General features: G+C 70.6%; 13 protein-coding genes and 1 pseudogene. 4 read left to right on the top strand and 10 right to left on the bottom strand.

The window, feature by feature from the left end:
- Positions 1-8: 8 nt before the first annotated feature.
- Positions 9-953, bottom strand: a complete 945-nt coding sequence (locus ACIRVK_RS37800) for a hypothetical protein (RefSeq protein WP_404255360.1) — start codon at positions 951-953, stop codon at positions 9-11.
- Between the two features lie 80 nt (positions 954-1033).
- On the opposite strand from ACIRVK_RS37800, the gene ACIRVK_RS37795 reads away from it, so the two are divergent.
- Together ACIRVK_RS37795 and ACIRVK_RS37790 are read left to right on the top strand one after the other, a co-directional pair.
- Entirely contained in the window at positions 1034-1228 is a 195-nt protein-coding gene (locus ACIRVK_RS37795) for a DUF3046 domain-containing protein (RefSeq protein WP_404255358.1), read from the top strand.
- A 60-nt stretch (positions 1229-1288) separates the two neighbouring features.
- Positions 1289-2560, top strand: a complete 1272-nt coding sequence (locus tag ACIRVK_RS37790; protein ID WP_404255356.1) for an AI-2E family transporter — start codon at positions 1289-1291, stop codon at positions 2558-2560.
- Positions 2561-2782: 222 nt separating this feature from the next.
- Here the strand turns inward: ACIRVK_RS37790 and ACIRVK_RS37785 are convergent, their stop codons facing one another.
- Positions 2783-3631 (bottom strand): hypothetical protein, encoded by an 849-nt coding sequence (locus tag ACIRVK_RS37785; protein ID WP_404255354.1) that lies wholly within the window; start codon positions 3629-3631, stop codon positions 2783-2785.
- Between the two features lie 288 nt (positions 3632-3919).
- On the opposite strand from ACIRVK_RS37785, the gene recA reads away from it, so the two are divergent.
- Together recA and recX are read left to right on the top strand one after the other, a co-directional pair.
- Positions 3920-5047: a recombinase RecA gene (recA, locus tag ACIRVK_RS37780; protein ID WP_404255352.1), complete on the top strand. Its 1128-nt coding sequence runs from the start codon at positions 3920-3922 to the stop codon at positions 5045-5047.
- Positions 5048-5050: 3 nt separating this feature from the next.
- Positions 5051-5935 carry a recombination regulator RecX gene (gene recX, locus ACIRVK_RS37775; protein WP_404255350.1) on the top strand — a complete coding sequence of 295 codons (885 nt, stop codon included), beginning with the start codon at positions 5051-5053 and terminating at the stop codon, positions 5933-5935.
- On the opposite strand, the pseudogene ACIRVK_RS37770 reads toward recX, so the two are convergent.
- The 8 genes and pseudogenes from ACIRVK_RS37770 to ACIRVK_RS37735 form a co-directional block, all read right to left on the bottom strand.
- Positions 5916-6154 (bottom strand): annotated as a pseudogene (locus ACIRVK_RS37770) (hypothetical protein); the annotation flags it as partial. The gene recX and the pseudogene ACIRVK_RS37770 sit on opposite strands and share 20 nt — an antisense overlap.
- Positions 6103-6225 (bottom strand): hypothetical protein, encoded by a 123-nt coding sequence (locus ACIRVK_RS37765; protein WP_404255348.1) that lies wholly within the window; start codon positions 6223-6225, stop codon positions 6103-6105. The gene ACIRVK_RS37765 and the pseudogene ACIRVK_RS37770, both read right to left, overlap by 52 nt.
- Positions 6222-6767: a cysteine dioxygenase gene (locus ACIRVK_RS37760; RefSeq protein WP_404255346.1), complete on the bottom strand. Its 546-nt coding sequence runs from the start codon at positions 6765-6767 to the stop codon at positions 6222-6224. Before ACIRVK_RS37760 ends, ACIRVK_RS37765 begins: the two co-directional genes overlap by 4 nt.
- 283 nt (positions 6768-7050) lie before the next feature.
- Positions 7051-8661, bottom strand: coding sequence for an FAD-dependent monooxygenase (locus ACIRVK_RS37755; protein WP_404255344.1), 1611 nt, complete (start codon positions 8659-8661; stop codon positions 7051-7053).
- 175 nt (positions 8662-8836) lie between these two features.
- Positions 8837-9745, bottom strand: coding sequence for an amino acid ABC transporter permease (locus ACIRVK_RS37750; RefSeq protein WP_404255342.1), 909 nt, complete (start codon positions 9743-9745; stop codon positions 8837-8839).
- Entirely contained in the window at positions 9742-10407 is a 666-nt protein-coding gene (locus ACIRVK_RS37745; RefSeq protein WP_404255340.1) for an amino acid ABC transporter permease, read from the bottom strand. The genes ACIRVK_RS37750 and ACIRVK_RS37745 overlap by 4 nt, the downstream gene beginning before the upstream one ends.
- A 57-nt stretch (positions 10408-10464) precedes the next feature.
- The gene (locus ACIRVK_RS37740; protein ID WP_404255338.1) at positions 10465-11301 is read right to left on the bottom strand and encodes a glutamate ABC transporter substrate-binding protein; all 837 of its coding nucleotides are present in this window, start codon (positions 11299-11301) and stop codon (positions 10465-10467) included.
- A gap of 57 nt (positions 11302-11358) precedes the next feature.
- Complete coding sequence (locus ACIRVK_RS37735; protein WP_404255336.1) at positions 11359-12135, bottom strand: amino acid ABC transporter ATP-binding protein; 777 nt, start codon at positions 12133-12135, stop codon at positions 11359-11361.
- Positions 12136-12245 lie beyond the last annotated feature (110 nt).

The raw sequence follows: 12245 nt of genomic DNA, 5'->3' as shown, positions 1-12245 counted from the left end.
GGCAGGGGTCAGCCGATGTGGCGGCCGTGTGCCCTGAGGGTGCGCAGTGCCTCGATCGTCACCATGGGGCGTGCCTCGAAGGCGACGGCCGGTGTCCACTGGCGCCAGCGGATCGGCCAGCCGCCGTCCTCCTGCTGGGCGCGCGCCAGGAAGTCCAGGGAGCGGGACATCTCGGCGTCCGTGAACCACCCGCGCGCGAGTGAGCTCGGTGTCCTCGCGTAGTCGTGCGGGAAGTGGTGCTCGCCGGGCGCGTAGCCCGGGGCGACCGGGTACGCGGCGAGGTCGCCGGGATCCAGCACGGCGAGGCGGTGGTCGCGCACCAGGCGGCCGAGCCGGTCGGCGGCCGCCTCCGCGCGCGGGCGGTCGGGAGCGGAGTCCAGGAAGGCCACCGCGGCCTCGATCTCGTAGGGGTGGGACTTCTCCAGGGACTCGACGGCCTGCCAGCAGAAGTCCGTGGCCCGGAACAGCCAGGCGTGCCACACCTCGTTGCGGTGCAGCAGGCCCACCACCGGCCCGGTGGCCAGGAGTTCGCTCGGCGGGTCGTCGACGATCGGCATGAACGGGGCCGTCGGATAACCGCGCTGGCTCGGATGGATCGCGGGCAGCGCGCCGTCCGCCGTGGACACGGCTGTCAGGTAGCGGCACACCCGCTCGACCCGCTGTCCGCCGCAGCGCCCGACGGCGTCCAGGACCCGCAGCGCGTGCCCGGTGTGCAGCGGCTGGCTGACGGGACCGCGCAGATCGGGCTCCAGGGCGTGGCCGTAGCCGCCGTCCTCGTTGCGGTAGGCCTCCAGCGCGGTCTCCACCGGGTCGGCGGCCCCGTTCAGGAAGTGGTGTGCGAAGAGGCGCTGTTCCAGCACGCGTGCGGTGAGCCAGACGAAGTGTTCGGCGCGGAACAGCGGGGAGTGCGCCGAGGGCGTGGCGGGGAGTGGGGAAGCTCCGGTTTCGGACATGCGACAGACCGTAGGGCGGAAAGCGGTCTCGGCAAGCGGTCCCGGCTCAGGCCCACCCCCAGGGGCGGGATACTGGAGTCATGCGGTTGACGGTCTTCTGGGAGCGGATGGCGGATCACTTCGGTCCGGGGTACTCCGACACCTTCGCGCGCGACCATGTGATGGCGGAACTCGGCGGGCGCACGGTGCACGAGGCGCTGGACGCGGGCTGGGAGGCCAAGGAAGTGTGGCGTGTGGTCTGCGCGGTCATGGAGGTTCCGGGGGAGAAGCGCTGACCGGTCGTGAAGATCGCAGGGCGAGGGCCGGTTGTCACAGGCGTGGGCGAGACTTGAGCCGTGGCAGCCACTGACGAGACCGGGCCGCCGGTCCAGGACGCATCCCCGTGCGGCACGACGCCGCCCGACCGGGCCCCGGCCGACGGCGCCGCCGCGTCCGGCGTCGGCATGCCCCGCTGGCTGCCGCGTGCCGTCGTGCTGGTGCTCGGCCTCTACGCCGCCTTCCAGCTGGGCACCTGGGCCTTCCACCAGCTCACCGGGCTGCTCGTCAACCTCCTCATCGCGTTCTTCCTCGCCCTCGCCGTCGAACCCGCGGTGAGCCGGATGGCCGCACGCGGCATGCGCAGGGGGCTGGCCACCGGCGTCGTCTTCCTCGGCGTGATGATTCTGGCGGCGGGCTTCGTCGCCCTGCTCGGCTCCATGCTGGCGGGCCAGATCATCAAGATCGTCGAGAACTTCCCGGACTACCTCGACTCCGTCATCAACTGGGTCAACGCCAACCTCCACACCCATCTGAGGCGGGTGGACGTCCAACAGGGCCTGCTCCGCTCGAACTGGCTGCGCAACTACGTCCAGCACAGCGCCACCGGAGTCCTGAACGTGTCCGCCCAGGTCCTCGGCGGCCTCTTCCAGTTGCTGACGATCGCGCTGTTCTCGTTCTACTTCGCCGCCGACGGCCCCCGTCTGCGGCGCGCGATCTGTTCCGTGCTCCCGCCCGCGCGGCAGGCCGAGGTGCTGCGCGCGTGGGAGATAGCCGTCGACAAGACGGGCGGGTACCTGTATTCGCGTGGGCTCATGGCGCTCATCTCCGGCATGGCCCACTACGTCCTGCTGCAGTTCCTGGGCGTGCCCTACGCGCCCGTGCTCGGCGTCTGGGTGGGCCTGGTCTCGCAGTTCATCCCGACCATCGGCACGTACCTCGCGGGCGCCCTGCCCATGCTGATCGCGTTCACCGTCGATCCCTGGTACGCCGTGTGGGTGCTGATCTTCGTCGTGGTCTACCAGCAGTTCGAGAACTACATGCTGCAGCCCAAGCTGACCGCGAAGACCGTCGACATCCATCCCGCCGTCGCCTTCGGTTCGGTCTTCGCCGGCACCGCGCTCCTCGGCGCCGTCGGCGCGCTGATCGCCATCCCGGCCGTCGCAACCCTGCAGGCGTTCCTCGGGGCGTATGTGAAGCGGTACGCCGTCACGGACGACCCTCGGGTGCACGGCCACCGAAGAGGCGGACCGGGCCCCGGCCTCTTCACGCGCGCGAGACAGCGGTGGACCCCACCGCCGAGGACGGAATCACCCGCCGAAGTGGAACAGCCGGCGGAGGACGCCTCCTGAGGCGCCGGAGGCATGCGCGGCAGTCGAGCCTCGACGGGGCTGGGCGATTGCTGGGCGGCGGGGCTCTGAGTGTGCCTGCCTGCCGGGCTCGGCAAGTGCCGCCACACCACAGGCTCGGCAAGTGTCGGCTGCGAACCCCGCAGGTCGGATTCCGGGAGATGGTGAATGCCGACTTGGGGGACCAGTCGACGCGGGCCCCCGCGGCTCGCCGCTTGTCGCTCCCTATGTTCGGTAGGTGAGAGCCGCCCAGGCGCCTGCGCTGAGGACCGCGAACACGTAGCAGCCGGTCGCCGCGGCCACGGTCCGCTCGCGCGCGGGCTCGCTCCAGGAGGTCCGGGACAGCAGCCAGGCCAGCGCGGGCAGGACCAGGACGGCATGCAGGCTGACGCCGTGCAGCGGCTTGAGCGGTGCCGTCGAGTGGTACGCCGCCTCCTGGTGGCCGGTGCGGGTGAGCACGACCCCGCGCGCGATCATCGCGGCGCCGGACGCGAGGCCGACGAGCAGGATCGCGAACCCGGAGCGCACCGCGAGTGCCATTCCGGTGGGTCCCACGGGCCGGTGCCGGAACGAGGCCACCGCGAACAGGGTGAGCACTACCACGAGGACACCCCCGCCCACCGCGAGGGTCATCGACACCGCGGTGTCGAAGGGGGTCTCCATGTCCAGGTGCGAGGGCACCCGGCGCCATGCCTGCAGCGTGATGCCGGCGACCTCCACGGCGCAGTCGGCGGCGAACACGGCGAGCAGCACGGTACGCAGCCGCGCGCCCATGCGCAGATACGAGGTGACCCAACTGACCGCGATCAGCGTGGCCCCGAAGGACAGCCCGAAGGTCACGGGCTTGCGCCAGGAGACCGGCCCGAACCAGGGCCCGCCGTCGACGGAGAACACCACCAGGTGCACGAGGCCGGAGAGGATCAACAGGATTCCGACGACGCGGCAGAGGCGCTCCGCCGGGCGTGTCCCGGCCGGCCAGACCGGGCCCGGCGGACGGTGCGGCGCGGTCGGCGGGGCGAGGACGGCCGGGGACGCTGCCTCGTCGCTCCCCCGCGGGCTCTTCTCGGTCTCCATGCTCTCAGCCTTGCGACACCGCCCCGCCCGGTCGTCGTCCCGCCGAAGACACCCGCCGTACGCCGGGGGGAGCAGCCCGGCGGTACCGCGTGGTGCGCTTGACACGAAAATCGAACATCCATTCTTATGGAGGCTCCGCTGAGGCTCTCCACGGGTGATTCGACACGTTTTTGACGGAGAAGTACCCGAGTTATCCACAGGCCGGACGGGCGTCGGGGCGCATTGTCAGTGGCAGGCGTTAGCGTCTTTGACGTGAAGCGATCGACTCAAGCAAACCGGGTGGAACCCATGGCAGGTACCGACCGCGAGAAGGCCCTGGATGCCGCACTCGCACAGATTGAACGGCAATTCGGCAAGGGCGCGGTCATGCGCATGGGCGACCGCTCGAAGGAGCCCATCGAGGTCATCCCGACCGGGTCGACCGCGCTCGACGTGGCACTCGGCGTCGGCGGCCTGCCGCGCGGCCGCGTCATCGAGGTCTACGGACCGGAGTCCTCCGGCAAGACGACCCTGACCCTGCACGCCGTGGCGAACGCCCAGAAGGCCGGCGGCCAGGTCGCCTTCGTGGACGCGGAGCACGCCCTCGACCCCGAGTACGCGCAGAAGCTCGGCGTCGACATCGACAACCTGATCCTGTCCCAGCCGGACAACGGCGAGCAGGCCCTGGAGATCGTGGACATGCTGGTCCGCTCCGGCGCCCTCGACCTGATCGTCATCGACTCCGTCGCCGCGCTCGTACCGCGCGCGGAGATCGAGGGCGAGATGGGCGACAGCCACGTCGGCCTGCAGGCCCGGCTGATGAGCCAGGCCCTGCGGAAGATCACCAGCGCGCTCAACCAGTCCAAGACCACCGCCATCTTCATCAACCAGCTCCGCGAGAAGATCGGCGTGATGTTCGGCTCCCCGGAGACCACGACCGGTGGCCGGGCGCTGAAGTTCTACGCGTCGGTGCGACTCGACATCCGGCGTATCGAGACGCTGAAGGACGGCACCGAAGCGGTCGGCAACCGCACCCGCGTCAAGGTCGTCAAGAACAAGGTCGCGCCGCCCTTCAAGCAGGCCGAGTTCGACATCCTCTACGGGCAGGGCATCAGCCGCGAGGGCGGCCTGATCGACATGGGCGTGGAGAACGGCTTCGTCCGCAAGGCCGGCGCCTGGTACACGTACGAGGGCGACCAGCTCGGCCAGGGCAAGGAGAACGCGCGCAACTTCCTGAAGGACAACCCCGACCTGGCCAACGAGATCGAGAAGAAGATCAAGGAGAAGCTGGGCGTGGGCGTGCGCCCGGAGGCACCGACCGCGGAGCCGGGCGCCGACGCCGCCGTCGCCGCCCCGGCGGCGGACGATGCCGCCAAGACGGTGCCCGCTCCGGCGGCCAAGGCGGCCAAGACCAAGGCCCCTGCCGCCAAGAGCTGATCCATGACACGGCGAACCGACTGGTCCGAGTACGCCTACGAGGACGCCGCGCGTGAGCGGAGCGGGGCCGGCGACGGGGGTTTCGCCGGCCGGGACGGCGATGCGTACCGGGACGGGTCGGCCGGGGGAGACGGCCGCGCGGCGTCGTACGGCCACGGGGGGTCGTACGACGCCGGGGGTCCGTTCGGTGACGAGTTCGGCGGCGGTCAGGGACCGGACGGCGGCGGCCTCGACGGCATCGGCCCGTCCGGTGGCGGCTCGCGCCGGCGTGGCGGGGCCCGTGGCGCGGGTGGCTCGCGTGGGCGTCGGCAGCGGCGCCGAGGTGAGCCGGCCGGTGAGGACGGTGGCTCCTCCTTCTCGTCGAGGGGCGAGCGGGATGAGCCACCGGCGGACCCGGTGGAGCGGGCGCGGGCGATCTGTCTGCGTCTGCTCACCGGGACCCCGCGCACGCGCAAGCAGCTCGCGGACGCCCTGCGCAAGCGGGAGATCCCGGACGACGCCGCCGAGGAGGTGCTGTCCCGGTTCGAGGAGGTCGGGCTGATCGACGACAGCGCGTTCGCGGACGCCTGGGTGGACTCCCGGCACCACGGCCGCGGGCTCGCCCGGCGGGCGCTCGCCCAGGAACTGCGGGCCAAGGGAGTCGACTCCACGCTGATCGACGCGGCCGTCGCCCGGCTCGACTCCGAGCAGGAGGAGGACACCGCGCGCGAACTCGTCGCCCGCAAGCTGCGCTCCACCCGCGGCCTCGACCCGGACAAGCGGCTGCGCCGCCTCGCGGGCATGCTCGCCCGCAAGGGCTACCCCGAGGGCATGGCCCTGCGAGTGGTCCGGCGGGCGCTGGAGGAGGAGGGGGAGGACACGGAGTTCCTCACGGACGGCGAGTTCTGAGCGCTCGGCGCCGGGTGCTGCCTACGAAGCCACCGGCAAGCCCGGCCGCGAGGCTCGACGCGTAGCCCTCGTTGCAGATCACCACGACCGTAGGTCATGACTCGTGGCCTCGGGTGCGCGGTGACTGCCCTGTGGGTCGAGTCGCCACTCCAGTTCGTTGCGTTCGATCACCAGGGCGCCAGGGACCAGCCCGTCACGCTCACGCAGTGCAGCAACTCGTCTACCCCGACGGGCCGTTCACCCACCGCCTGGCCGCCGCCCGGCGCCCCGCCCGTGACCGGGTCCGTCACTGCCAGTCCTCGGGGCGCTCTACCTGCTCCAGGCGCAGGACCTGGCCCACTCGGCTGTAGCGGCGGATCTGCGGGAGCGGCGGGTAGTACGCGTGGACGGAGACGGCGTGCTGCTCGCTGGACTCGTTGAGCACCTCGTGGACGTGGTGACGGCCGAAGGCGCGTCCCTTGCCGGCCGGCAACCGCCGCTCCCGGTCCACTCCGTCGGTCAGTTCGAGGGTCTTCCAGCCGTCGGCGGGCAGCCGCGCGGCGAGCGAGTTCTCCTTGAGCTCGCCGGACGCCGTGATGAAGGCGCCGACGGACTCGGCGTGGTCGTGCCACCCGGTGCCCGTGCCGGGCGGCCAGCCGATCAGCCAGGCCTCGCTGCCGCCGGGCCCTTCCAGACGTACCCAGGTGCGGCCCTCGGGGTCGAGCGGGAGCGAGGCGATCAGCTCGGCGTCGGCGGCCGTACGCCGTACGAAGTCGAGGAGGTCGGCCTGCGTCGGCGCGGAGGCAGGGGAGACCGCGGCGGCCGTCGTGGGCGCGGAGGGGGAGACAGACACGTGACACCGTCCTGAAGAGCGTTCGCGGAGCGCGCGCGACAGCGCGGAGGCGGCGCGCGCGGGTGAGAAGAGGGATGCGAATTCAGCAGGACTCGCGACACAGGCAGCCCGGGTAGCGGACGAGGTCCAGATGGACCCTCCGCCACAGGCGCACACAGGTGTCGGTCACGATGCGGAGTACACCATGTCGGTGCAGACCGGTCAACTCACTGTCACTATGTGGACCGCACAGTGACGGTGAGTGTGACCGTCTGCTCATGCGACCAATTTGGCGTGCCGACTCTCACCGCACCCCCGCGCCCGCCTCCGCCTCGGATTCCGTCCTCTCCTTCGCTGGTCCGCCCAGCGTCGCCTCCGCCGCCGCGTACAGGTCGGCCGGGCGCACCCCGCCCAGTGCCGTCACCAGATGGCCGTCGGGCCGTACCAGGAGCACGGTGTGCGGGGCGGCGCCCGGGTAGCTCTCGGCGACCAGCAGTTCGGCGGGGTGGGGCAGCGCGGTCACGGCGGCCGCCAGCCGGGGCATGATCCCGGCCGTCACCCAGTGCTTGCGGTCCCACACCCCCGTGCCCGGCGCGACCAGGACCACGAGCAGCGCGCCGCGCCCGAGCCGCTCGCGCAGGGCCACGAAGGACCCGTCCTCCGCCGTCACCCGCACATCGGCGACCGGCGCACCGGGCTCGGTGTCCACGGGGACCTCGCCCTCCAGGTGCCGGGGCGCGATCGGCGAGGAGGCGTACGCCCCCGGCGTGCCGAGCGTCCCGCGCCCCAGATGGCCGTCGGTGAGCAACGCGTCGTGTCCCCGGCTCGCGCCGGGCACGTACGCGCGCAGCCCGCCACCGCCGCGCAGCAGGGGCAGCACCTGGTCGGCGGCGCGCAGCCGGGCGGCGACCGCGCCGCGGCGTTCCGCCTGGTAACTGTCGAGCAGCGCCTCGTGCGGCCCGTGGTGCCAGGCCAGGGCCAGCTTCCAGGCGAGGTTGTCGGCGTCCCGGAGCCCCTCGTCGAGCCCCTGCGTGCCCAGCGCGCCCAGCAGATGCGCCGCGTCCCCGGCGAGGAACACCCGGCCCACCCGCCACCTGCGGGCCACCCGGTGGTGGACGGTGTGGACCCCGGTGTCGAGCAGGTCGTACGGCGGTGTGGAGCCGCCAGTCCAGCCCGCGAGGGTCTCCCGGACGCGGGCCAGCAGCAGCTCGGGTGTGACCAGGTCCTTGCCCGGCGGCAGCAGCCAGTCAAGCCGCCACACCCCGTCCGGCAGCGGCCGGCCGGTGACCTCCCCGCCCGAGGCCCCGGACGTCCGCCACGGCGGCATCCGATGGAGCAACGCCTCGGCGTCCCACGGAAGTTCCACCCGCAGCGCCGCCACGGCGTGTCGCTCCACCGCCGTCCGGCCCGGGAAGCGGATGTCCTGGAGTTTGCGCACGGTGGAGCGCGGTCCGTCGCAGCCGACCAGGTAACTGCCGCGCCACCATGTGCCCTTCGGACCGCGGGTGTGGGCGGTGACGCCCGAGGGCTCCTGTTCGACGGTGTCCAGTCGGCTGTCGACGACGATCCTGGCCAGCGGCTGGCGGGCCAGGGCCTCACGCAGGGCGCCGGTCAGGACGTGCTGGGCGATGTGCAGGGGGGAGGGCTCGTCGTCGAACGTGATCTCCCGCATCACCTGCTTGCGGCGCAGGGACCGCCATCCGGCCCAGTGCAGGCCCGCCTCGTCGACCGGCAGACCGGTCAGCCGCTCCATGAGGGCGGCCGTGTCCTCGCGCAGCACGACGGTGCGCGCGGGACGCGGTTCGTCCTTGCCGGGGCCCTCGTCCAGCACGACGGAGGGTACGTGCTGCCGGGCCAGTGCCAGGGCGAGCGTGAGCCCGACGGGCCCAGCTCCGACAATGATCACCGGGTCCACGGCGCGGCGCCCCCTGCCCGTGACGGTGTCCTGACGGACGTGTGTGAACAGGAAGTCGGAGCAGGGTGCACGATCACAGAACGTATGCAACCCATTGTCGGTGTTTGCGTCAAGTGACGGGGGCAGTGGCGATCATGCCGCTGCCCCCGTGCGGGTCACACCGGTTGACCGATCATCAGACGGCGTCGCTCGTGCCGGTCCCGAAGGTGCCGCCCACCGCCGCCGGGTTGAGTTCCTCCATGTCCTCGGCGCCGAGGACCGCGCCCGTGCTCCGCTTGCTCCGGCGCAGCCTCCCCTCGAGCCAGCTCGCGAAGCTGGTCAGGATGAGGTTCACGACGACGTAGACGACCGCCACCACGACGAAGCTCTGGATCACGTTGGCGTAGTTCGCCGCCAGCGTGCTGCGGGTGTTGAGCAGTTCGGTGTAACCGATCATCACACCGCCCAGCGCGGTGTCCTTCACGATGACCACCAGCTGGCTGACGATGGCCGGCAGCATGGCCGTGACCGCCTGCGGGAGCAGCACGCTGGTCATCGTCTGGCCCTTGCGCAGCCCGATCGCGTACGCGGCCTCCGTCTGCCCCCTGGGCAGCGCGAGGATGCCGGCGCGCACGACCTCGGCGAGGACCGAGGCGTTGTAGAGCACCAGGCCGGTGACGACCGCGTAGAGGGGCCGGTCCTCCGTGGTGACGTTCGTGGAGCGGGCGAAGAACTCGTTCGCGAACAGCATCAGCAGCAGGACCGGGATCGAGCGGAAGAACTCGACCACGACGCCGGCCGGTACGCGCACCCACCGGTGGTCGGACATGCGGGCGATACCGAAGAAGGCGCCCAGCGGCAGCGCGATGACCATGGAGAGCGCGGCGGCCTTCAGGGTGTCACCGAGACCCGGCAGCAGATACGTCGTCCACGCCTGAGACGTGGTGAACGGCTGCCACAGGGCCCATTTCAGCTGACCCTTGTCGTCCATCGTCCGCCAGACCCACCACACGAGAAGGGCGAGCAGGACGACGAAGACGACGGAGAGGACGGCGTTGCGCCGTTTGGCGCGGGGGCCGGGGGTGTCGTAGAGGACGGATGTCATCGCTTCACCGCCAGTCGCTTGCCCAGCCAGCCCAGGATGAGCCCGGTGGGCAGGGTCAGTACCACGAAGCCGAAGGCGAAGACGGCGCCGATGAGCAGCGTCTGCGCCTCGTTCTCGATCATCGACTTCATCAGGTAGGCGGCCTCGGCCACGCCGATCGCCGCCGCCACCGTGGTGTTCTTGGTCAGGGCGATCAGCACGTTGGCCAGCGGTCCGACGACCGCGCGGAACGCCTGCGGCAGCACCACGAGCCGCAGGGTCTGGCTGAAGCTCAGCCCGATCGCGCGGGCCGCCTCGGCCTGGCCCACCGGCACGGTGTTGATCCCGGAACGCACCGCCTCGCAGACGAAGGCGGCCGTGTAGGCGGCGAGACCGAACACCGCCAGCCGGAAGCCCTGGATCTTGAAGTCGGTGGCGCCCATCGTCACGCCGAAGATGTCGGCGAGGCCGAGCGAGTTGAACACGATGATGACCGTCAGGGGGATGTTCCGGACGATGTTGACGTACGCGGTGCCGAACCCGCGCATCAGCGGGACCGGGCTGACCCGCATCGCGGCCAGCAGGGTGCCCCAGACCAGGGAGCCGAGGGCGGAGAGGACGGTGAGTTTCACCGTCATCCAGAACGCCCCCAGGACGTCATAACCTTGCAGAAAGTCGAACACGATCTCCCGCGCTTCCGGGTGGGTGGCGAACGGAACCCTGCAGGCCAGGGGCCTGGGTTACTTGACGATGACGCCGATCTTCGGGGCGGGCTCGTACTTGTAGTTGGCCGGGCCGAAGTTCTTCTCGACGTCCGTCTTCCAGGTGCCGTCGCTGACCATGCTCGCCAGAGCGTCGTTGATCTTCTTGAGGGTCGCGGAGTCGCCCTTCTTGACACCGATGCCGTAGTTCTCGTTGCTGAGCTTGAGCCCGGCGAGCTTGAACTGGCCCTTGTACTTGTCCTGCGCCGCGTAGCCCGCGAGGATCGAGTCGTCGGTGGTCACCGCGTCCACGGCACCGCTCTGCAGGCTCGCGATGCACTCCGAGTAGCCGCTGTTCTCCTTCAGGTTGGCCTTCGGCGCGATCTTCTTCTGGACGTTCTGCGCCGAGGTGGAACCGGTCACCGAGCACAGGTTCCTGCCGTTGAGGTCCGTGCCCTTGGAGATGGTCGAGTTGGCCTTGACCAGCAGGTCCTGATGGGCCAGCAGGTAGGGGCCGGCGAAGTCGACCTTCTGCTTGCGCTCGTCGGTGATCGAGTACGAGGCCGCGATGAACTTCACGTCGCCGCGGGCGAGCGCGTTCTCGCGGTCGGCGCTCTTGGTCTCGACCCACTCGATCTGGCTGGGCTTGTAGCCGAGCTTGCCCGCCACGTAGGTCGCCACGTCCACGTCGAAGCCGGAGAAGGAACCGTTCGGCTCCTTCAGGCCTATGCCGGGCTGGTCGTACTTGATGCCGATCTTGATCTTGTTGCCGCCGCCGGAGGAGCCGCCGTCGCTCTTGCTCGACCCGCACGCCGTGGCGGCCACGGCGAGGGCGAGGACGGCGGCCGAGGCGGCGGTGACCTTGCGGAGCTTCATGGTGAACATCCTTTGGGGTGAAGAAAAAGGGGGCGTCGACGGCGGAGCCGGCGGGCGTCAGTGGTGCAGGATCTTGGACAGGAAGTCCTTGGCGCGGTCGCTGCGCGGGTTGCTGAAGAACTGGTCGGGCGTGGCCTCTTCGACGATCCGGCCGTCCGCCATGAACACCACGCGGTTCGCGGCCGACCGGGCGAAGCCCATCTCGTGGGTGACGACGATCATGGTCATGCCGTCGCGGGCGAGCTGCTGCATGACCTCGAGGACCTCGTTGATCATCTCGGGGTCGAGGGCCGAGGTCGGCTCGTCGAAGAGCATCACCTTGGGGCCCATGGCCAGGGCGCGCGCGATGGCGACACGCTGCTGCTGGCCGCCGGAGAGCTGCGCGGGGTACTTGTCGGCCTGGGTGGCCACGCCGACCCGGTCCAGCAGCGCGCGCGCCTTCTCCTCGGCCTGCTTCTTGTCGGCCTTGCGGACCTTGACCTGACCCAGCATCACGTTCTCGAGCACGGTCTTGTGCGCGAAGAGGTTGAAGGACTGGAAGACCATCCCGACGTCGGCGCGCAGCCGGGCCAGCTCCTTGCCCTCCTGGGGCAGCGGCTTGCCGTCGATGGCGATCGTGCCGGAGTCGACGGTCTCCAGGCGGTTGATGGTGCGGCACAGGGTGGACTTGCCGGACCCGGAGGGCCCGATGACCACGACGACCTCGCCGCGGGCGATGGTGAGGTCGATGTCCTGGAGTACGTGCAACGCGCCGAAGTGCTTGTTGACGCTCTTCAGGACGACCAGCTCGCCGGTTGGGACCACGTCCTGCTTGGCCACCGATACTTCGGTCATCGCTATCGGGCTCCGTCCTCCTCGGTTTCGGTGGACAGTAGTGAGCGGCCGCGACCAGCGTCATTACATCTGAGGGAGATCTGAGCATCACGATCGGATAGCAATCGGAC

Source organism: Streptomyces sp. NPDC101152, assembly GCF_044768275.1.
GTDB lineage: Bacteria > Actinomycetota > Actinomycetes > Streptomycetales > Streptomycetaceae > Streptomyces.
Note: the sequence above shows the minus strand (reverse complement) of the source record. Positions and strands in the feature narration are given on the sequence as shown.

What these genes read in the sequence shown, in the direction of transcription:
- ACIRVK_RS37800 (WP_404255360.1), bottom strand. Translation starts at nt 953, where the DNA reads ATGTCCGAAACCGGAGCTTCCCCACTCCCCGCCACGCCCTCGGCGCAC.
- ACIRVK_RS37795 (WP_404255358.1), top strand. Translation starts at nt 1,034, where the DNA reads ATGCGGTTGACGGTCTTCTGGGAGCGGATGGCGGATCACTTCGGTCCG.
- ACIRVK_RS37785 (WP_404255354.1), bottom strand. Translation starts at nt 3,631, where the DNA reads ATGGAGACCGAGAAGAGCCCGCGGGGGAGCGACGAGGCAGCGTCCCCG.
- recA (WP_404255352.1), top strand. Translation starts at nt 3,920, where the DNA reads ATGGCAGGTACCGACCGCGAGAAGGCCCTGGATGCCGCACTCGCACAG.
- recX (WP_404255350.1), top strand. Translation starts at nt 5,051, where the DNA reads ATGACACGGCGAACCGACTGGTCCGAGTACGCCTACGAGGACGCCGCG.
- ACIRVK_RS37750 (WP_404255342.1), bottom strand. Translation starts at nt 9,745, where the DNA reads ATGACATCCGTCCTCTACGACACCCCCGGCCCCCGCGCCAAACGGCGC.
- ACIRVK_RS37740 (WP_404255338.1), bottom strand. Translation starts at nt 11,301, where the DNA reads ATGAAGCTCCGCAAGGTCACCGCCGCCTCGGCCGCCGTCCTCGCCCTC.
- ACIRVK_RS37735 (WP_404255336.1), bottom strand. Translation starts at nt 12,135, where the DNA reads ATGACCGAAGTATCGGTGGCCAAGCAGGACGTGGTCCCAACCGGCGAG.